The 18,462-nt window shown below is 64.1% G+C and carries 19 protein-coding genes and 1 pseudogene; 10 read left to right on the forward strand and 10 right to left on the reverse strand.

The window, feature by feature from the left end; genetic code table 11:
- Nucleotides 1-41: 41 nt before the first annotated feature.
- Nucleotides 42-1,535 (reverse strand): aldehyde dehydrogenase, encoded by a 1,494-nt coding sequence (locus tag AAHK21_RS13000; RefSeq protein WP_367857450.1) that lies wholly within the window; start codon nt 1,533-1,535, stop codon nt 42-44.
- Between the two features lie 195 nt (nt 1,536-1,730).
- Here AAHK21_RS13000 and AAHK21_RS13005 point away from each other — a divergent pair, with 195 nt between their 5' ends.
- Nucleotides 1,731-2,090: a cupin domain-containing protein gene (locus tag AAHK21_RS13005; RefSeq protein WP_046857580.1), complete on the forward strand. Its 360-nt coding sequence runs from the start codon at nt 1,731-1,733 to the stop codon at nt 2,088-2,090.
- A 106-nt stretch (nt 2,091-2,196) separates the two neighbouring features.
- On the opposite strand, the gene rpmG is transcribed toward AAHK21_RS13005, so the two are convergent.
- A complete protein-coding gene (gene rpmG, locus AAHK21_RS13010) occupies nt 2,197-2,352 on the reverse strand; it encodes a 50S ribosomal protein L33 (protein WP_003253507.1) in 156 nt (51 codons plus the stop codon).
- An 11-nt stretch (nt 2,353-2,363) separates the two neighbouring features.
- The gene (gene rpmB / locus AAHK21_RS13015) at nt 2,364-2,600 is read right to left on the reverse strand and encodes a 50S ribosomal protein L28 (RefSeq protein ID WP_023629974.1); all 237 of its coding nucleotides are present in this window, start codon (nt 2,598-2,600) and stop codon (nt 2,364-2,366) included.
- A gap of 372 nt (nt 2,601-2,972) precedes the next feature.
- Here rpmB and AAHK21_RS13020 point away from each other — a divergent pair, with 372 nt between their 5' ends.
- Entirely contained in the window at nt 2,973-4,562 is a 1,590-nt protein-coding gene (locus AAHK21_RS13020) for an ABC transporter substrate-binding protein (RefSeq protein ID WP_367857451.1), read from the forward strand.
- Nucleotides 4,563-4,619: 57 nt separating this feature from the next.
- Here the strand turns inward: AAHK21_RS13020 and radC are convergent, their stop codons facing one another.
- Nucleotides 4,620-5,300, reverse strand: coding sequence for a DNA repair protein RadC (radC, locus tag AAHK21_RS13025; RefSeq protein WP_367857452.1), 681 nt, complete (start codon nt 5,298-5,300; stop codon nt 4,620-4,622).
- A gap of 127 nt (nt 5,301-5,427) precedes the next feature.
- Here radC and coaBC point away from each other — a divergent pair, with 127 nt between their 5' ends.
- From coaBC to AAHK21_RS13050, 5 genes and pseudogenes are all read left to right on the forward strand, one after another.
- Nucleotides 5,428-6,639, forward strand: coding sequence for a bifunctional phosphopantothenoylcysteine decarboxylase/phosphopantothenate--cysteine ligase CoaBC (gene coaBC, locus AAHK21_RS13030; RefSeq protein WP_367857453.1), 1,212 nt, complete (start codon nt 5,428-5,430; stop codon nt 6,637-6,639).
- A gap of 5 nt (nt 6,640-6,644) precedes the next feature.
- The gene (gene dut / locus AAHK21_RS13035; protein WP_050707525.1) at nt 6,645-7,100 is read left to right on the forward strand and encodes a dUTP diphosphatase; all 456 of its coding nucleotides are present in this window, start codon (nt 6,645-6,647) and stop codon (nt 7,098-7,100) included.
- 141 nt (nt 7,101-7,241) lie between these two features.
- Nucleotides 7,242-8,609 (forward strand): annotated as a pseudogene (locus AAHK21_RS13040) (phosphomannomutase/phosphoglucomutase); the annotation flags it as partial.
- A gap of 30 nt (nt 8,610-8,639) precedes the next feature.
- On the forward strand, nt 8,640-9,545 hold the full coding sequence (argB, locus tag AAHK21_RS13045) for an acetylglutamate kinase (protein ID WP_023629901.1): 906 nt from the start codon (nt 8,640-8,642) through the stop codon (nt 9,543-9,545).
- 178 nt (nt 9,546-9,723) lie between these two features.
- Complete coding sequence (locus tag AAHK21_RS13050; RefSeq protein ID WP_367857454.1) at nt 9,724-9,930, forward strand: hypothetical protein; 207 nt, start codon at nt 9,724-9,726, stop codon at nt 9,928-9,930.
- Between the two features lie 57 nt (nt 9,931-9,987).
- On the opposite strand, the gene pyrE is transcribed toward AAHK21_RS13050, so the two are convergent.
- On the reverse strand, nt 9,988-10,629 hold the full coding sequence (gene pyrE, locus AAHK21_RS13055; RefSeq protein ID WP_011536401.1) for an orotate phosphoribosyltransferase: 642 nt from the start codon (nt 10,627-10,629) through the stop codon (nt 9,988-9,990).
- An 80-nt stretch (nt 10,630-10,709) separates the two neighbouring features.
- Here pyrE and AAHK21_RS13060 point away from each other — a divergent pair, with 80 nt between their 5' ends.
- Nucleotides 10,710-11,489, forward strand: coding sequence for an exodeoxyribonuclease III (locus AAHK21_RS13060; RefSeq protein ID WP_023629898.1), 780 nt, complete (start codon nt 10,710-10,712; stop codon nt 11,487-11,489).
- 47 nt (nt 11,490-11,536) lie between these two features.
- On the opposite strand, the gene AAHK21_RS13065 is transcribed toward AAHK21_RS13060, so the two are convergent.
- Nucleotides 11,537-11,905, reverse strand: a complete 369-nt coding sequence (locus AAHK21_RS13065) for a DUF4870 domain-containing protein (RefSeq protein ID WP_367857455.1) — start codon at nt 11,903-11,905, stop codon at nt 11,537-11,539.
- 24 nt (nt 11,906-11,929) lie between these two features.
- The gene (gene rph / locus AAHK21_RS13070) at nt 11,930-12,652 is read right to left on the reverse strand and encodes a ribonuclease PH (RefSeq protein ID WP_046857587.1); all 723 of its coding nucleotides are present in this window, start codon (nt 12,650-12,652) and stop codon (nt 11,930-11,932) included.
- Nucleotides 12,653-12,876: 224 nt separating this feature from the next.
- Between rph and AAHK21_RS13075 the strand changes: the two genes are divergently transcribed.
- Nucleotides 12,877-13,740 carry a YicC/YloC family endoribonuclease gene (locus AAHK21_RS13075; protein ID WP_038707059.1) on the forward strand — a complete coding sequence of 288 codons (864 nt, stop codon included), beginning with the start codon at nt 12,877-12,879 and terminating at the stop codon, nt 13,738-13,740.
- 13 nt (nt 13,741-13,753) lie between these two features.
- Entirely contained in the window at nt 13,754-14,374 is a 621-nt protein-coding gene (gene gmk / locus AAHK21_RS13080) for a guanylate kinase (RefSeq protein WP_046857589.1), read from the forward strand.
- Nucleotides 14,375-14,506: 132 nt separating this feature from the next.
- Here gmk and AAHK21_RS13085 read toward each other — a convergent pair whose 3' ends face one another.
- The 3 genes from AAHK21_RS13085 to AAHK21_RS13095 form a co-directional block, all read right to left on the reverse strand.
- Nucleotides 14,507-16,048, reverse strand: coding sequence for an APC family permease (locus AAHK21_RS13085; protein WP_367857456.1), 1,542 nt, complete (start codon nt 16,046-16,048; stop codon nt 14,507-14,509).
- Nucleotides 16,049-16,160: 112 nt separating this feature from the next.
- The gene (locus tag AAHK21_RS13090) at nt 16,161-16,934 is read right to left on the reverse strand and encodes a gamma-glutamyl-gamma-aminobutyrate hydrolase family protein (RefSeq protein ID WP_023631274.1); all 774 of its coding nucleotides are present in this window, start codon (nt 16,932-16,934) and stop codon (nt 16,161-16,163) included.
- Between the two features lie 4 nt (nt 16,935-16,938).
- A complete protein-coding gene (locus tag AAHK21_RS13095) occupies nt 16,939-18,282 on the reverse strand; it encodes a glutamine synthetase family protein (RefSeq protein WP_231867523.1) in 1,344 nt (447 codons plus the stop codon).
- Nucleotides 18,283-18,462: the final 180 nt, after the last annotated feature.

The raw sequence follows: 18,462 nt of genomic DNA on the forward strand, positions 1-18,462 counted from the left end.
GCCGGCTTGCCGGCGAAAGGGCCGCCAGGCGGCCCCGTCGATTACAGCTTGATCCAGGTCGCCTTCAGCTCGGTGTACTTCTCCAGCGCGTGCAGCGACTTGTCACGGCCGTTGCCCGACTGTTTGAAGCCGCCAAACGGCGCGGTCATGTCGCCACCGTCGTACTGGTTGACCCAGACACTGCCGGCGCGCACGGCGCGGGCGGTCTTGTGCGCCTTGGAGATGTCCGAGGTCCAGATGCCCGCGGCCAGGCCGTATGGCGTGTCGTTGGCGATGGCTACGGCTTCTTCGGCGGTATCGAAGGTGATTACCGACAGTACCGGGCCGAAGATCTCTTCCTTGGCGATCTTCATGGCGTTGGTCACGCCGTCGAAGATGGTCGGCTCGACGTAGGTGCCACCGGTCTCTTCGAGGATGCGCTTGCCACCAGCCAGCAGCTTGGCGCCGTCCTGGTGACCGGCCTCGATGTACGACAGCACGGTGTTCATCTGCTGGGTGTCGACCAGTGCACCGACAGTGGTTGCCGGGTCCAGCGGGTTGCCCGGTTTCCAGGCCTTGAGGGCCTCGACCACCATGGGCAGGAACTTGTCCTTGATCGAGCGCTCGACCAACAGGCGGGAACCTGCGGTGCAGACTTCGCCCTGGTTGAAGGCGATGGCGCTGGCGGCGGCCTCGGCAGCGGCCTGCAGGTCAGGGGCGTCGGCGAAGACGATGTTCGGGCTCTTGCCACCGGCTTCCAGCCAGACACGCTTCATGTTCGACTCACCGGCATAGACCATCAGCTGCTTGGCGATCTTGGTCGAACCGGTGAACACCAGGGTGTCGACGTCCATGTGCAGGGCCAGGGCCTTGCCCACGGTGTGGCCGTAGCCTGGCAGCACGTTCAGCACGCCAGCCGGAATACCGGCCTCGATGGCCAGCTGGGCGATGCGGATCGCGGTCAGCGGCGATTTTTCGGACGGTTTGAGCACGATGGAGTTGCCGGTGGCCAGGGCTGGGCCCAGCTTCCAACACGCCATCAGCAGCGGGAAGTTCCACGGTACGATGGCACCGACCACACCCACTGGCTCGCGGGTCACCAGGCCGAGCTGGTCGTGCGGAGTCGGCGCGACTTCGTCGTAGACTTTGTCGATGGCTTCGGCAGTCCAGTGGATGGCCTGCGCCGCGCCCGGAATGTCGATGGTGGAGGAGTCACCGATCGGCTTGCCCATGTCGAGGGTTTCGAGCAGGGCCAGTTCCTCGACGTTCTTGCGCAGCAAGTCGGCGAAGCGGATCAGCTTGGCCTTGCGCTTGGCCGGGGCCAGGCGCGACCAGGCGCCGGATTCGAACACGGCGCGGGCGTTGTCGACAGCGCGGTTGGCGTCGGCCAGGTCGCAGCTGGCGACCTTGGCCAGGAAGCGTCCGTCCACCGGGCTCAGGCAGTCGAAGGTTTCACCGGATGCGGCATCGGTGTATTCGCCGTTGATGAAGGCGCGGCCTTCGATCTTCAGTTGCTGGGCACGCTGTTCCCAGTCCGCACGAGTCAGGGTGGTCATAGGAAACTCCTCTCTTGTTAAGGTGCAACGCCGCACTGAGGACTCACGGGCGCTGTCAGAAATTCTGGCCGGGTGACGACGCACACGGGCACCTGCCACCCTAAACCAGGGCGGGGAAACTATCAATATATTTGACACCAACGGCTCAAATGCCTACTGATGTTCATTTTATTAAACAACAACAGGGTAACCACCATGAGTATCACCAGCATCGTCGACTTTGCCCAGGTTCTGACCGAAGCCGAACGCTACCGCCCGGCGGCGGAGAAAATCCTCAAGGGCGAGCCTGACCAGGCTGTCTACAACCACTACGCCAGCCCGTGCGGGCAGTTCGCCGCAGGCGTCTGGGAGGGCGAGGTGGGCCAGTGGACGGTGAACTACACCGAGCACGAGTACTGCGAGATCGTCCAGGGTGTGTCGGTGCTGCGCGACCAGGACGGCGGCGCCAAGACCTTGCGCGCCGGCGATCGCTTTGTGATCCCCGCAGGCTTCAAGGGCACCTGGGAGGTGCTGGAGCCGTGCCGCAAGATCTATGTGATGTTCGAGCAGAAATGAACCCGATCGCGGGGCCCCGCTTTATGCAGGCCCCGCGATGACTTTGCTGGAGACATAAAAAAACCCGCCACCTTGCGGTTGCGGGTTTTTTCAGGTTGCCGATCAATTACTTGATCTTGGCTTCCTTGTACACCACGTGCTTGCGGACGACCGGATCGTACTTCTTGATCTCGATCTTGTCCGGAGTGGTGCGCTTGTTCTTGTCGGTGGTGTAGAAGTGGCCGGTACCGGCACTCGAAACCAGACGGATCAATTCACGCATGATGTTCTCCTTTAAACCTTGGCGCCAGCGCGACGGATGTCGACCAGAACGGCATCGATGCCGCGCTTGTCGATGATACGCATGCCTTTGGCGGAAACGCGCAGACGCACGAAGCGCTTCTCGGACTCAACCCAGAAACGGTGGTGCTGCAGGTTCGGCAGGAAACGACGACGGGTTTTGTTGTTTGCGTGGGAAATATTGTTCCCAGTTACCGGACCCTTACCGGTAACTTGACAGACTCTCGACATGCCTCAGCCCTCTAAAACCACATGCCCAACCCGGCATGGGTTGGCCGCTTAATCTCTCAGTCAATGGCGCCAAGGCGCCGTGTTCCCGGGGGTCTTATCGGCCGGGTGCGCTTACGCGACAGACCGAGCCCCTAGAAAAGAGCGCTGCTTTATACCAGAAAGACTCCGCCACAACAACAGAATATGAGAGTTCCGGTCGGGCCGAGCGCGCCTGGGCAGCATAACGACTGGGGCGGCAAGCTGTCGACCGCCCGTCGCCGAATTAATGCGAAAGGGTGTGGTCATTTGCCCATGCCCGCACTAGGGTAGGACATTTCCTCAATTTTCCAGACTGCACCGGCAGATGGGCCACCGACCAGCCAAGGAGTCACCATGCGTGCCGCCGCCCTTTCCCTCCTGTTCACCACCCTGTGCGCCGCGGGCCTTGCCCAGGCCGCAGCGCTGTCGGTGTGCACCGAAGCCAGCCCCGAAGGCTTCGACGTGGTGCAGTACAACTCGCTGACCACCACCAACGCCTCGGCCGACGTGCTGATGAACCGCCTGGTCGAGTTCGACGCCGCCGAGGGCAAGGTGGTGCCGAGCCTGGCGCAAAGCTGGACGGTGTCGCCTGACGGCCTGGTCTACGACTTCAAGCTGCGCCCGGACGTGAAGTTCCACACCACCGCTTACTTCAAGCCGACCCGCGATCTGGACGCCGACGACGTCCTGTTCAGCTTCCAACGCATGCTCTACCCGGCCCACGCCTGGCACAAGACCGCCCCGGGCGGCTACCCGCATGCCCAATCTCTGCAACTGGGCAGCCTGATCAAGGCCATCGACGCACCCGAGCCGCACACCGTGCGCTTCACCCTGACCCACGCCGACGCCACTTTCCTGGCCACCCTGAGCATGGGCTTTGCCTCGATCTACTCCGCCGAATATGCCGACAAGCTGCTCAAGGCCGGCACCCCCGAGAAACTCAACAACCAGCCAGTGGGCACCGGCCCGTTCGTCTTCCAGCGTTTCCAGAAAGACGCCGTGGTGCGCTACCGCGCCAACCCTGACTATTTCGCCGGCAAGCCGTCGATCGACCCGCTGATCTACGCCATCACCCCGGACGCCAACGTCCGTCTGCAAAAGATCAGGCGCGGCGAATGCCAGGTGGCCCTGTCGCCCAAGCCGCTGGACATCGCCGAGGCCGGCAAGGACGGCAACCTCAAGGTCGCCACCACCCCGGCATTCATGACCGCCTTCGTCGCCATCAACAGCCAGCACCCGCCACTGGACAAGCCTGAAGTGCGCCAGGCCATCAACCTGGCCTTCGACAAGCCGGCCTACCTCAAGGCCGTGTTCGAAGACACCGCCACTGCCGCCAACGGTCCTTATCCGCCGAATACCTGGAGCTATGCCAAGGACCTGCCCGGCTACACGCTCGATCACAAGAAAGCCAAGGCACTGCTGGCCAAGGCCGGCCTGGGCAAGGGTTTCGAGACCACCATCTGGACCCGCCCGTCGGGCAGCCTGCTCAACCCCAACCCCAGCCTGGGCGCACAGATGCTGCAGGCCGACCTTGCGAAAATCGGCATCAAGGCCGAGATCCGCACCATCGAGTGGGGCGAGCTGATCCGCCGCGCCAAGGCCGGCGAGCACGACCTGCTGTTCATGGGCTGGGCCGGAGACAACGGCGACCCGGACAACTTCCTCAGCCCGCAGTTTGCCTGCGCCGCGGTCAAGTCCGGAACCAACTTCGCGCGCTTCTGCGACAACCGCCTGGACCAGCTGATCAACGCCGGACGCACCACCAACGACCAGAGCGTGCGCAGCCGCCTGTACCAGCAGGCTCAGACGCTGATCCAGCAGCAGGCGCTGTGGCTGCCGCTGGCGCATCCGACGGCGGCAGCGCTGCTGCGCCAGGATGTACAGGGTTACCAGGTGAGCCCGTTCGGGCGGCAGGATTTCAGCAAGGTCTCAGTCAACCGCTGACGCCCAATCGCGAGGCAAGCCCACAGTCATTGTGACAGCGGGCTTGCCCCGCGCTGCCTAACCGGCCAGCCATCCATGCTCGACCATCGACAACGGCTCGCCATCACCCACAATGACATGGTCCATCACCCGCACATCGATCAGCGCCAGCGAGCGCTTGAGCATCAGCGTCAAGTGCACATCATCCTGGCTTGGCTCGCAAATGCCCGACGGATGGTTATGGCAGAGGATCAGGGCCGCCGCGTTGTGCAGCAATGAGCGCCGAACGACCTCGCGAGGGTAGATACTCGCGCGGTCGATGGTGCCACGGAACAGTATCTCGAACGCCAACGGCCGATGCTTGGTGTCCAGGAACAGGCAGCCGAACACCTCGCTGGACTCGTGCCGCAGCATGGACTTGAGATAGCGCCTCACCGAGGCCGGGCTCTCCAGGACCGACGCACGCTCGATGTGCTCGTCCAGGTAGCGCCTGCCTATTTCCAGCAATGCCTGCAACTGCGCATACCGCACCGGCCCTAGGCCAGGCTCGCGCAGCACCATGGCCCGATCCGCCTCGAGGAACTGCCGCAGCCCGCCGAACTTCACCAGCAGCCCACGCGCCAGGTCGAGCACATTGCGCCCGGCTACCCCAGACCCCAGCAGTACCGCCAGCAATTCCGCATCCGACAGGATCGCCGCACCACGCTGCAACAACTTCTCCCTCGGCCGTTCTTCAGCCGGCCACTCTCTGATGTTCATTTCCCCTCCTCGCCTGCCACTACGGCCCCTTTGGGCGCTGTGTTAATCTAGTTCGCTTCGAAAATGCGACGATCTGCCGCAGGCAGCCGTCGTCGCCACCCGCTTTCACTGGAATAAGGCAAGGCCTATGCAGCGGTTGTATCGCAAGCGCATCGTTCTCGGCGTGGGTGGCGGCATCGCCGCCTACAAGAGCGCCGAGCTGATTCGCCGACTCCTGGAACACGGCGCGCAGGTGCGCGTGGTCATGACCCGTGGTGGCGCCGAGTTCATCACCCCGCTCACGCTGCAGGCGCTGTCCGGCCACCCGGTGCACATGGACCTGCTCGACCCTGCGGCCGAAGCGGCCATGGGCCATATCGAGCTGGCCAAATGGGCCGACCTGGTGCTGATCGCCCCAGCCACCGCCGACCTGATGGCGCGCATGGCCCAAGGCATGGCCGACGACCTGCTGACCACCCTGGTGCTGGCCACCGACGCCACCGTCGCCGTCGCCCCGGCGATGAACCAGGCCATGTGGCGTGACCCGGCAACTCAGGACAACCTCGAGCTGCTCAAGCGCCGTGGCATCCAGGTGTTCGGCCCGGCCTCCGGCAGCCAGGCCTGTGGCGACGTGGGCCTGGGCCGCATGCTCGAAGCCACCGACCTGGCCTGGTGCGCCGCCGAAAGCTTCAAGCGCCAGGCCCTGACCGGCAAGCACGTGCTGATCACCGCCGGTCCCACCCAAGAGAACATCGACCCGGTGCGCTACATCACCAACCATAGTTCAGGGAAGATGGGCTTCGCCCTGGCCGAGGCCGCCGCCGAAGCCGGGGCCCGGGTGACCCTCGTCACCGGTCCTGTGCACCTGCAGACCCCCGACCGGGTCAGCCGTATCGACGTGGTCAGCGCGCGGGACATGCTCGCGGCCTGCGAAGCAGCCATGCCGTGCGACCTGTTCATCGCCTCGGCAGCGGTTGCGGACTACCGCCCTGAGGTCGTCGCCCCGCAGAAGCTCAAGAAAGATCCCACCACCGGCGACGGCATGCTGCTGCAGATGGTGCGCAATCCCGATATCCTTGCGACCATTGCCGGCCGCGCCGACCGTCCGTTCAGCGTCGGCTTCGCCGCCGAGACCGAGCACCTGCTCGACTACGCCACGCGCAAGCTCAAGGACAAGAACCTCGACCTGATCGTCGCCAATGATGTGGCCAACCCCAGCATCGGCTTCAACAGCGAGGAAAATGCCCTGACCGTGATCGACCGGCAGCAGCATCAAACCCTCTTCGCGCAGACCAGCAAAGGCAAGATTGCCCGCCAGTTGGTCGCCTTCATCGCCGAACGGCTCAACCAGGTTCAATAAGTTACATGCACGCTCTTCAAGCCAAGATCCTCGACCCACGCCTGGGCACCGAATTCCCCCTGCCGCAGTACGCCACCCCCGGTTCCGCCGGGCTGGACCTGCGCGCCCTGCTCAAGGAGGACACCGTCCTCGAACCGGGCCAGACCCTGCTGATCCCCACCGGCCTGTCGGTGTACATCGGTGACCCGGGCCTGGCGGCCATGATCCTGCCGCGCTCGGGCCTGGGCCATAAGCACGGCATCGTGCTGGGCAACCTGGTCGGCCTGATCGACTCCGACTACCAGGGCGAGCTGATGGTGTCCTGCTGGAACCGCGGCAACACGCCGTTCACCATCACCGTTGGCGAGCGTATCGCGCAGCTGATCCTGGTGCCGGTGGTGCAGGCGCACTTCGATATCGTCGAACAGTTCGACGAGACCCAGCGCGGTGCCGGCGGCTTCGGCCATTCTGGCACCCGCTGAGCCGACAGCAGACCGTTCGGGCCATGGATGGCGAACTCTGCGGCGAAACCACCGTCCAAGCGTTCAGTTTGTGCCTGCCCAGAAGCCTTTGAATACTTGGAGTCCCCAGAGATGAACGACATGGCCCAGCTGGTCCCCGCACTGCCCGACAGCATCTTCCGCGCCTATGACATCCGCGGCGTGGTCGGCAAGACCCTGCATGCCGAGACCGCCTACTGGATCGGTCGCGCCATCGGCGCCCAGACCCTCGCCCAGGGCGAGCCACAGATCTCGGTCGGCCGCGATGGCCGCCTGTCCGGCCCGATGCTGGTCGAGCAACTGATCAAAGGCCTGGCCGACGCTGGTTGCCAGGTCAGCGATGTCGGTCTGGTGCCGACCCCGGCGCTGTACTACGCGGCCAATGTGCTGGCCGGCAAGTCGGGCGTGATGCTCACCGGCAGCCACAACCCGTCGGACTACAACGGTTTCAAGATCGTCATCGCCGGCGACACCCTGGCCAATGAACAGATCCAGGCCCTGCTGACCCGCCTGAAGACCAATGACCTGACCCGTGGCGATGGCCGCGTGGAAAAGGTCGAGATCCTTGAGCGCTACTTCCAGCAGATCGTCGCCGACGTGAAACTGGCCAAGCGCCTGAAGGTGGTGGTCGACTGCGGCAACGGCGCGGCCGGCGTGGTCGCTCCGCAACTGATCGAAGCGCTGGGCTGCGACGTCATCCCGCTGTTCTGCGAAGTCGACGGCAACTTCCCCAACCACCACCCGGATCCGGGCAAGCCCGAGAACCTGGAAGACCTGATCGCCAAGGTGAAAGAGACCGGCGCCGATATCGGCCTGGCCTTCGACGGCGACGGTGACCGCGTGGGTGTGGTGACCAACACCGGCAGCATCGTCTATCCCGACCGCCTGCTGATGCTGTTCGCCCAGGACGTGCTGTCCCGCAACCCGGGCGCCGAAATCATCTTCGACGTCAAATGCACGCGCCGCCTGACCCCGCTGATCGAACAGCACGGTGGCCGCGCGCTGATGTGGAAGACCGGCCACTCGCTGATCAAGAAGAAAATGAAACAGACCGGCTCGCTGCTTGCTGGCGAGATGAGCGGGCACATCTTCATCAAGGAGCGCTGGTACGGTTTCGACGACGGCATCTACAGCGCCGCGCGCCTGCTGGAGATCCTCAGCAAGGCCGGGCAGGACGCCGAAAGCCTGTTCGCCGCGTTCCCCAATGATATTTCCACGCCGGAAATCAACATTGATGTGACCGACGAGGGTAAATTCAGCATCATTGATGCACTGCAACGCGACGCCGACTGGGGCGAAGCCAGCCTGACCACCATCGACGGTGTGCGGGTCGACTATCCCCACGGCTGGGGCCTGGTTCGCGCCTCCAACACCACACCGGTGCTGGTGCTGCGCTTCGAGGCCGACAGCGCCGCAGAACTCGACCGAATCAAGGCTGTATTCCGCACGCAGTTGCTGCGGGTCCAACCAGGCCTGCAACTGCCGTTCTGACGACTATCCGTTCCTTACCTGGAGCCCTGCATGACCCTCGATCGCGATGCCGCTTCCCATGTAGCCGAGGTTTTGTCCGAAGCACTGCCTTACATCCGCCGCTTCGTCGGCAAGACCCTGGTGATCAAGTACGGCGGCAACGCGATGGAGAGCGAGGAGCTCAAGACCGGCTTCGCCCGTGACATCGTGCTGATGAAGGCTGTAGGCATCAACCCGGTGGTGGTGCACGGTGGCGGCCCGCAGATCGGCGACCTGCTCAAGCGCCTGTCGATCGACAGCCACTTCATCGATGGCATGCGCGTCACCGACGCGGCGACCATGGACGTGGTGGAGATGGTCCTGGGCGGCCAGGTGAACAAGGACATCGTCAACCTGATCAACCGCCACGGCGGCAGCGCCATCGGCCTGACCGGCAAGGATGCTGAGCTGATCCGCGCCAAGAAGCTCACCGTCACCCGCCAGACCCCGGAGATGACCACCCCGGAAATCATCGACATCGGCCATGTCGGCGAGGTCGTCAGCGTCAACACCGACCTGCTGAACATGCTGGTCAAGGGTGACTTCATCCCGGTGATCGCGCCGATCGGCGTGGGCGCCAACGGCGAGTCGTACAACATCAATGCCGACCTGGTGGCCGGCAAGGTGGCCGAGGCGCTGAAGGCCGAGAAGCTGATGCTGCTGACCAACATCGCCGGCCTGATGGACAAGCAGGGCGAAGTCCTCACCGGACTGAGCACCGAGCAGGTCAACGAGCTGATCGCCGACGGCACCATCTACGGCGGCATGCTGCCGAAGATCAAGTGCGCGCTGGATGCCGTCCAGGGCGGCGTGAACAGCTCGCACATCATCGACGGCCGCGTGCCGAATGCCGTGCTGCTGGAGATCTTCACCGACAGCGGCGTGGGCACGCTGATCAGCAACCGCAAGCCACGCTGATTCAACCAGCCCTCTGCCATGCAAGCCCGCCCCCCACGCAGATGGAGGGTACGGGCTTGTAGCGCGATAAGACGAGCACCGCCCAGAACAGTCCCACAGCAGTGTCGGACGGGTACTACAACATCTGCTTTCATCGGCTGATTAGCATGGAGACTTCCCACACACAGGAGATCCAGCGATGAAAAAAGACGAGGTGCCCTACGGCAGCGATGTTTCCGCAGGTAGCTACGAGTGTGCCGACTGCGGCTACGAGTACTCCAACCAGGGTAAGAAGTCACTCCCGCCTTGCCCCGATTTCGACGCCATTTCCCACCCGAAGCGCGCCTGGAAGATCCTGACCGGTGTCGGCGACGCCGTGCAGGACCCCTACCCCAACGGCCGTTGAAACACCGGCATGAAAAAAGGCGACCTCAGGGTCGCCTTTTCCGTTGCCGTGTGTGCGTCAGATACCGTACTGGGCGCGGTAGGCTTCGACCGCCGGCAGGTGTTGCTTGAGCTGCGGGTCGTCAGCCAGGAATTCCAGCACCTGGGTCAGCGAGACGATGCTCACGACCGGGATACCGAAGTCGCGCTCGACTTCCTGGATCGCCGACAGCTCGCCATTGCCGCGCTCTTCGCGGTTCAACGCGATCAGCACGCCAGCGGCCTTGGCCTGCTGGGCGTTGATGATCTGCATCACTTCGCGGATGGCAGTGCCGGCGGTGATCACGTCGTCGATGATCAGCACGTCGCCGGCCAGCGGGGCGCCGACCAGGCTGCCGCCCTCACCATGGTCCTTGGCTTCCTTGCGGTTGAAGCACCACGGCACGTCGAGCTGGTGCTGCTCGGCCAGGGCCACGGCAGTGGCCGCCGCCAGGGGGATACCCTTGTAGGCCGGGCCGAACAGCACGTCGAAGGGGATCTTGCTGTCGACGATGGCCGCCGCGTAGCAACGCCCCAGCTGCGCCAGGGCGGACCCGGTGTTGAACAGGCCGGCATTGAAGAAGTACGGGCTGGTACGCCCCGATTTCAGGGTGAACTCACCGAAGCGCAGAACGCCGCGATCGATGGCAAAACGGATGAAGTCGCGCTGATACGGCTGCATGAAAGGTCCCGGACACCACGGATTTAGCTAAATGTGTTGAGCTCGGGTATCATACACGCACGAGATTTTTGGGGCCATTTATGCGGATCATCAGTGTGAACGTAAATGGCATTCAGGCTGCGGCCGAGCGTGGATTGCTCAGCTGGTTGCAAGCTCAGAATGCCGACGTCATCTGCCTTCAGGATACCCGCGCCTCGGCCTTTGAACTCGACGACCCAGCTTTCCAGCTCGATGGCTATTTCCTTTACGCCTGCGACGCGGAGGTGCCCACCCAAGGTGGCGTGGCACTTTACTCGCGCATGCAGCCCAAGGCAGTCATCACCGGCCTGGGCTTCGAGACAGCCGACCGCTACGGGCGTTATCTGCAAGCAGATTTCGACAAAGTCAGTATTGCCAGCCTGTTGCTGCCTTCGGGCATGAACGGCGACGAGGACTTGAACCAGAAATTCAAGTTGATGGACGACTTCGCCAAGTACCTGGACAAGCAGCGCCGCAAGCGTCGCGAGTACATCTACTGCGGCTCGTTCTACGTGGCGCAGCAGAAGCTCGACATCAAGAACTGGCGTGACAGCCAGCAGTCGCCGGGTTTCCTGCCACCCGAGCGCGCCTGGATGGACGCCATCGTCGGCGACATGGGCTATGTCGATGCCCTGCGCGAAGTCAGCCGTGAAGGCGACCAGTACAGCTGGTGGCCGGACAACGAGCAGGCCGAGATGCTCAACCTGGGTTACCGGTTCGACTACCAGATCCTCACCCCAGGCCTGCGCCGCTTCGTGCGCAACGCTCGCCTGCCGCGCCAGCCGCGCTTCTCCCAACACGCGCCGCTGATCGTGGACTACGACTGGACGCTGACCATCTGAGGATGGCACGCACAAAAAAGCCGACCATCAGGTCGGCTTTTTTGTGTCTATCTGATCGGCCGCCAGATGAAGGGATAGCGATACGGCTGCCCTTCATTGGCCTTGACCGCTGCCAGGATGATCAGGATCAGCACCGCCACCATCAGCACGGCGAACAGCAGGATGCCGATGAACACGAACATCAGCAGGAAGCAGATGAAGCCGGCGATGGTCACGCTGATCTGGAAGTTCAGCGCCTCCTTGCCCTGGGCATCGATGAACGGGTCCTGCTCGCGCTTGAGGTGCCACAGCACCAGCGGGCCCAGCAAATGCCCAAGGGGCAGCACCAGCCCCAGGAGCGCCGAGAGGTGGCAGAACATCGCCCATTGCCGGACATCGGCGCTGGGCGGGGTGATCGGCAGATCCGAATCGTTCATGTCCCGCACCTCCCTGGTGTCTGCTCAGTCGGCCAGCGCCGCCTTCTGCAGTTCGAAGATTTCGTCCATGCCCTTCTGCGCCAGCGCCAGCATGGCGTTGAAGTCGGCAGGCTGGAACGGGGCGCCCTCGGCAGTGCCCTGTACCTCGATGAAACCACCGGCGCTGGTCATGACCACGTTCAGGTCGGTCTCGGCGGCGGAGTCCTCGAGGTAGTCGAGGTCGAGCACGGCCTCGCCCTGGTACATGCCCACCGACACTGCGGCGATCATGTGCTTGAGCGGGTTGCCACCCTTGAGACCGCCACGTTTCTTGATCACCGCCAGGGCGTCGCACAGGGCGACCATGGCGCCGGTGATCGAGGCAGTGCGGGTGCCGCCGTCGGCCTGGATCACGTCGCAGTCGACGTACAGGGTGATGTCGCCGAGCTTGCTCATGTCCAGCGCGGCGCGCAGGGAGCGGCCAATCAGGCGCTGGATCTCGAGGGTGCGGCCGCCTTGCTTGCCACGGCTGGCCTCGCGCTGGTTACGCTCGCCGGTGGAGCGCGGCAGCATGCCGTACTCGGCGGTCAGCCAACCTTGGCCCTGGCCTTTGAGGAAGCGGGGAACACCGTTCTCGACGCTGACCGTGCAGATGACCTTGGTGTCACCGAACTCGACCAGAACCGATCCTTCGGCGTGCTTGGTGTAGTTGCGAGTAATGCGGATCGAGCGGAGCTGATCGGCGGCGCGACCACTTGGACGTTTCATCTGGAATACCTGTACGGGGACTTTGAATCTGCCGAGCATTATAGAGCCCGACACCCGACGAAGGCACGCCTGTCGTCGCGCTCGCGCAGCCTGTCGTGTTTTCCGACAGCTTTCGGGGCGACCGTTAGCATGGCTGGATTGGGCGCCCGCGCCGCACTGCGCTACAATCCTGCGCCTTGCAGCCGACAGGCTCCCCGTCCACCTGAATACGCGAGGTACTCCCCATGGTGCATAGCATGACCGCTTTTGCTCGTGTCGAGCGCGCTGGCAGCCAAGGCACCCTGGTCTGGGAGCTGCGCTCGGTCAACCACCGCTATCTCGAACCCCACCTGCGCCTGCCCGAGGCCCTGCGCGACCTCGAAGGCGCCGTACGCGAAGGCCTGCGCCAAGGCCTCTCGCGCGGCAAGGTCGAGTGCACCCTGCGCCTGAGCGAGGACAGCACCGGCAAGCCACTGCAGGTCGACCGCGAACGCGCCGCGCAACTGGTCGCTGCCGCCGAAACCGTCGCCAGCCTGATCAAGCAACCGGCACCGCTCAACCCGCTGGAAGTACTGGCCTGGCCGGGCGTGCTGGTGGCCGACGCCACCGATCCGCAAGCGCTCAATGCCGAAGCCATCGCACTGTTCGACGAAGCCCTGACCGAACTCAAGGCCGGCCGCCAACGCGAAGGCGCCGAACTGGCCCGGCTGATCAACGAGCGCCTGGACAGCATGGCCGGCGAAGTCGCCACCCTGCGCACCCTGGTGCCGCAGATGCTGGCCGCGCAACGGCAGAAGGTCCTCGATCGCTTCGGCGATATGAAGGCCGAGCTCGACCCGCAGCGCCTGGAACAGGAAATGGTCCTGCTGGCGCAGAAGAGCGACGTCGCCGAAGAGCTGGACCGCCTCAGCACCCACGTCACCGAAGTGCGCCGGGTGCTCAAGTCGGGCGGCGCCGCCGGCCGGCGCCTGGACTTCCTGATGCAGGAGCTCAACCGCGAAGCCAACACCCTTGGCTCCAAGGCATTCGACCCACGCAGCACGCAGGCGGCAGTCAACCTGAAGGTGCTGATCGAACAGATGCGTGAACAAGTACAGAACATCGAGTAAGGCCACCCCTACCATGAACCACAGCAGCGGCACCCTCTACATCGTCTCGGCCCCGTCCGGCGCCGGCAAGACCAGCCTGGTCACGGCCCTGATCAAGGACGACGAGCGCGTCCGCGTCTCGGTCTCCCACACCACCCGCGCCATGCGCCCGGGCGAGGAACACGGGGTCAACTATCACTTCGTCGTCCACGAAGCGTTCAAGGCACTGATCGCCCAGGGCGATTTCCTCGAGCACGCCGAAGTGTTCGGCAACTTCTACGGCACTTCGCGCAGCGCCCTGCAGGAAACCCTCGACCAGGGCTACGACCTGATCCTGGAGATCGACTGGCAAGGTGCCCAGCAGGTGCGCAAGCTGATGCCCGAGGCGCGTTCGATCTTCATCCTGCCGCCAAGCCAGGAGGCCCTGCGCCAACGCCTGGACGGCCGTGGCCAGGACAGCGAGGAAATCATCGCCGGACGCATGAAGGAAGCGGTCAGCGAGATGGTGCACTACGACGAATATGAGTACGTCATCATCAACGATGACTTCGATGTGGCGCTGGATGACCTGAAAGCGGTGTTCCGCTCGAACCGGCTACTGCTCAAGAAACAACAACAGCGCCATGAGGCGCTGCTGAAACAACTGGTCGGCTGAAGACAGCCGGGGCCTCTGCGAGGCCCATTCGCCGGCAAGCCGGCTCCCACATGGATCACGCCACCTCGAGTCAAGCATCGTACCTGTGGGAGCTGGCTTGCCAGCGAATGGGGCGCAAAGCGCCCCCAGCTGTTATTCCTGCAACTGGATAGTGGCCTGCTGACGCAGGGTAGCCCCCAGGAAGTACGCCGGCGCGCGCAGCCGCGACAGCAGCATCAGCACGATGCCCAGCGCCGAGATGATCGCCGCGATCACGAATACCAGCCCCAGCCCACCCACATGCGAGCCACTGCCGAAGTCTGGCGAGGCGCTGTCTATCGCCGTGCGCAGGAAGATCACCGACAGGATCAGGCCACCCACCAGCGGGCACACGCCGCGCATGAAGAAGTGGCGCATGCTGTCGAACAGGCTGCGGCGGAAGTACCACACGCAGGCAAAGGCGGTCAGCGAGTAGTAGAAGCAGATCATCATGCCCAGGGCGGTGATGGTGTCGGCCAGCACGTTCTCGCTGAGGGTACGCATGGTCACGTAGAACAGGCCTGCGGCAATGCCGGCACAGATGGTCGCGTAGCGCGGCGTCTGCGAACGCGGGCACACCGTGGCGAAGCGTTGCGGCACGGCGCCGTAGTAACCCATGGCGAGCAGGGTGCGCGCCGGCGAGACGAAGGTCGATTGCAGCGAGGCGGCGGTGCTGGCCAGCACCGCGATGGACATCAGGATCGCCAGCGGCCCCATGACCGGGCCGGCCAGGTGGGCGAACACGTTCTCCTGGATGCGCGGGTTGTTCAGGCCCAGGCCATGCTCGCTGATCCCGGCAAACTGCAGGGTGGCGATGGCGGTGAGCAGGTACAGGCCGAGGATCAGCAGCACGGTCCAGGTCGCCGCCTTGCCCGGCACTTCGTCGCTGCCGATCGACTCTTCGCTGACGGTCAGGCACACGTCCCAGCCCCAGAAAATGAAGATCGACAACGACAGGCCGGCGGCAAAGGCCGAGAACGACTCGACACCGAACGGGTTGAACCAGGCCAGGTCGAACGCCAGCGGCGGCGGCGCGGTGGTCTCGCCGAACGCGGCAAAGGCGAAGCCGATCAGCACCAGCAACTGCAAGGCCACCAGGCCGTACTGCACCGTCATGGTGGTGGCCATGCCGCGGCAGCAGATCCACACTGCCAGGGCGATGAACACGCAACAGGTGGTGACGTTGATCAACAGGTTGTCCGCCAGCGCGGCCAGCTCCTGGTTGCCGGTGATCTGCGCCAGGAACAGGTAGAAGAAGTCCACCGCCACGCCTGCCAGGTTGGACAGCACGATGGTGGTGGCCACCACCAGCCCCCAGCCGCCAATCCAGCCGATCATCGGGCCAAAGGCCCGGGCCGACCAGGTGAAGGACGTGCCGCTGTCGGGCTCCGCCGAGTTCAGCTCGCGGTAGCCCAGGGCGACCAGCAGCATCGGCAGGAAGCCGACGATGAACACCGCCGGCAAGTGGGCGCCGACTTCACGCACGGTCGGGCCGAGCGCGCCAGTCAGGGTGTAGACCGGTGCAATGGTGGAAATGCCCAGCACGACGCTGGCCAGCAGGCCGAGGCGGCCCTTGGCCAGGCCCTTGCTGCGCTGGGTGTTGCCCGAGTCGGCCGCCACGTCGGGTGGGCGGCCGGCTTCTGTGTAATCGCTCATGAGTATTTGCCGTAACTATTGGAATTGTTTTCACAGGCCCGCCGTAGAGGGCCCGCTTCCACTCATTAAAAGCTCACTGCCGGGGTGGGTCATCCGAGACTATCGGGTGACGTCAGAGGGTCTTCTGGCGCACACCCTCCCGTGCAGCATGGGCAATGCAGGCCTCGCGGAACGCCTCGAACAGGCGCAGCGAAACCGGGTTTTCGGCGAAACGCCATTCAGGGTGCCACTGCACGCCGAGTACAAAGCCCGGCGCATCAGGCATCGACACCGCTTCAATCAGGCCATCCGGGGCCCGTGCCTCGACGCGCAGGCCCGGGGCCAGGCGGTCGATACCCTGGCTGTGCAGCGAGTTGACCTCGAACCGCGCAGCCAGGCCCAGGCGCTCGAACATCCCACCCGGCTGTATGCCGACGGGGTGACGAGGGCCGTATTGCACCTCCAGGGGTGCATCCTCAGGTTCGCGGTGGTCCAGGTAGCCGGGCAACTCCTGCACCCGTTGGTGCAGGCTGCCACCGAGGGCCACGTTCAGTTCCTGGAAGCCACGGCAGATGCACAACACCGGCACACCCGCGGCAATGGCCGCCTGCAGCAGCGGCAAGGTCAGGCGGTCACGTGCAAGATCGTGCCGGGTGCCTTCCGCGCTGGGCGCGCCATTGTAATGATGCGGCTCGACATTTGAAGGCGAACCGGTAAAAAGAATGCCATCGAGCCTTGCCAGCAGCGCCTGCGTGTCGCTGCCGCCGTCACGGGCCGGCAGGATCAGCGGCAGCCCGGCAAAGCCCGCGGCCTCGACATACTTGTCGCCCACCGTGTGCGACGAGTTCTTCCCCACCTGCTGGCGGCAGGCGCTGACACCGATCAAGGGGACCGCAATTGCGCTCATGGGCTTACACCGTGTGCAGGTACCAGTTGTACTCGAGGTCGGAGATCGACACTTCGAACTCGGCCAGCTCGCTCTCCTTGCAGGCCACGAAAATGTCGATGTAGTCCGGGCTGATGTATTGGTTGAGGACTTCACTGTCATCCAGCGCGCGCAGGGCATCGCGCAGGTTGTTCGGCAGGCTCTGCTCCAACTGCTCGTACGAGTTGCCTTCGATCGGCGCGTCCGGCTCGACCTTGTTGGTCAGGCCGTGGTGGATGCCGGCGAGGATCGCCGCAAGCATCAGGTACGGGTTGGCGTCGGCGCCGGCCACACGGTGCTCGATGCGCACGTTCTCGCTGCTGTCGGTCGGCACGCGGACGGCCACGGTGCGGTTGTCCAGGCCCCAGCTCGGCGCGTTGGGCACGTAGAACTGGGCACCGAAGCGACGGTACGAGTTGATGTTCGGGCAGAGGAACGCCATCGATGCCGGCATGGTTTCCAGCACACCGCCGACGGCATGGCGCAGGGTGTCGCTTTGCAGCGGGTCCTCATTGGCGAAGATATTCTTGCCGGTTTTCTTGTCCAGCAACGAAATGTGCACGTGCAGGCCGTTGCCAGCCTGGCCCGGATAGGGCTTGGCCATGAAGGTGGAGTCCATCTCATGGTCGTAGGCGACGTTCTTGATCAGGCGCTTGAGCAGGATCGCGTAGTCACAGGCCTTCAGCGGGTCGGCGACGTGGTGCAGGTTCACTTCGAACTGCGCCGGGGCGCTTTCCTTGACGATGGCATCGGCCGGCAGGCCCTGCTCCTTGGCGGCTTCGAGCATGTCCTGCAGGCAGTCGGCGTATTCGTCGAGGTCGTCGATCAGGTACACCTGGGTCGACTGCGGGCGCTTGCCCGAAATCGGCGAGCGCGGCGGCTGCGGGCGGCCGTTGAGGTTGTCCTGGTCGATCAGGTAGAACTCCAGCTCGAACGCGGCGCAGATATCCAGGCCCAGGTCGTCGAACTTGCTCACCACCTGGCGCAGCACTTCCCGCGGGTCGGCGAAGAACGGCGCGCCGTCCAGCTCATGCATGGTCATCAGCAGCTGGGCGGTGGGGCGTTTCTGCCAGGGTTCGTCGCACAGCGTGCCGGGAATCGGCAGACAGATGCGGTCGGCGTCACCGATATCCAGGCCCAGCCCGGTGCTTTCGACAGTCGAGCCGTTGATGTCCAGGGCAAACAGCGACGCCGGCAGGTTGATGCCCTTCTCGTACACCTTGTGCAGGCTGGCGCGCTCGATGCGCTTGCCGCGCACCACGCCGTTCATGTCGGAGATCAGCAGGTCGACGTACTGGGTATCCGGATGGGCATCCAGGAATTCATTCATCTCGCGGGAAGAACTGGCGCACGGGGAGACCGACGTCATGGCTGTACATCCTTTGATTCGGAGCGGCGATGTGGGAACTGCGGATGACGCCTTGGAGGGCGACGATGGTGCTGCTGTTGTTCTTTTCACTGGCCCATCGTTGGGGGCTGGTTGCCGACCGGCTGCATTGATTCCCGGGGG

Origin of the sequence: Pseudomonas sp. TE50-2 (assembly GCF_040813665.1) — a bacterium.
GTDB lineage: Bacteria > Pseudomonadota > Gammaproteobacteria > Pseudomonadales > Pseudomonadaceae > Aquipseudomonas > Aquipseudomonas soli.

Excerpts from the sequence above, each read along its gene's own strand:
- AAHK21_RS13000 (WP_367857450.1), bottom strand. The coding sequence starts at position 1,535 with ATGACCACCCTGACTCGTGCGGACTGGGAACAGCGTGCCCAGCAACTG.
- pyrE (WP_011536401.1), bottom strand. The coding sequence starts at position 10,629 with ATGCAGCCGTATCAGCGCGACTTCATCCGTTTTGCCATCGATCGCGGC.
- AAHK21_RS13005 (WP_046857580.1), top strand. The coding sequence starts at position 1,731 with ATGAGTATCACCAGCATCGTCGACTTTGCCCAGGTTCTGACCGAAGCC.
- radC (WP_367857452.1), bottom strand. The coding sequence starts at position 5,300 with ATGAACATCAGAGAGTGGCCGGCTGAAGAACGGCCGAGGGAGAAGTTG.
- AAHK21_RS13075 (WP_038707059.1), top strand. The coding sequence starts at position 12,877 with ATGGTGCATAGCATGACCGCTTTTGCTCGTGTCGAGCGCGCTGGCAGC.
- AAHK21_RS13095 (WP_231867523.1), bottom strand. The coding sequence starts at position 18,282 with ATGAATGAATTCCTGGATGCCCATCCGGATACCCAGTACGTCGACCTG.
- coaBC (WP_367857453.1), top strand. The coding sequence starts at position 5,428 with ATGCAGCGGTTGTATCGCAAGCGCATCGTTCTCGGCGTGGGTGGCGGC.
- AAHK21_RS13020 (WP_367857451.1), top strand. The coding sequence starts at position 2,973 with ATGCGTGCCGCCGCCCTTTCCCTCCTGTTCACCACCCTGTGCGCCGCG.
- AAHK21_RS13085 (WP_367857456.1), bottom strand. The coding sequence starts at position 16,048 with ATGAGCGATTACACAGAAGCCGGCCGCCCACCCGACGTGGCGGCCGAC.
- AAHK21_RS13065 (WP_367857455.1), bottom strand. The coding sequence starts at position 11,905 with ATGAACGATTCGGATCTGCCGATCACCCCGCCCAGCGCCGATGTCCGG.
- rpmB (WP_023629974.1), bottom strand. The coding sequence starts at position 2,600 with ATGTCGAGAGTCTGTCAAGTTACCGGTAAGGGTCCGGTAACTGGGAAC.
- rpmG (WP_003253507.1), bottom strand. The coding sequence starts at position 2,352 with ATGCGTGAATTGATCCGTCTGGTTTCGAGTGCCGGTACCGGCCACTTC.
- gmk (WP_046857589.1), top strand. The coding sequence starts at position 13,754 with ATGAACCACAGCAGCGGCACCCTCTACATCGTCTCGGCCCCGTCCGGC.
- dut (WP_050707525.1), top strand. The coding sequence starts at position 6,645 with ATGCACGCTCTTCAAGCCAAGATCCTCGACCCACGCCTGGGCACCGAA.
- rph (WP_046857587.1), bottom strand. The coding sequence starts at position 12,652 with ATGAAACGTCCAAGTGGTCGCGCCGCCGATCAGCTCCGCTCGATCCGC.
- AAHK21_RS13050 (WP_367857454.1), top strand. The coding sequence starts at position 9,724 with ATGAAAAAAGACGAGGTGCCCTACGGCAGCGATGTTTCCGCAGGTAGC.
- argB (WP_023629901.1), top strand. The coding sequence starts at position 8,640 with ATGACCCTCGATCGCGATGCCGCTTCCCATGTAGCCGAGGTTTTGTCC.
- AAHK21_RS13090 (WP_023631274.1), bottom strand. The coding sequence starts at position 16,934 with ATGAGCGCAATTGCGGTCCCCTTGATCGGTGTCAGCGCCTGCCGCCAG.
- AAHK21_RS13060 (WP_023629898.1), top strand. The coding sequence starts at position 10,710 with ATGCGGATCATCAGTGTGAACGTAAATGGCATTCAGGCTGCGGCCGAG.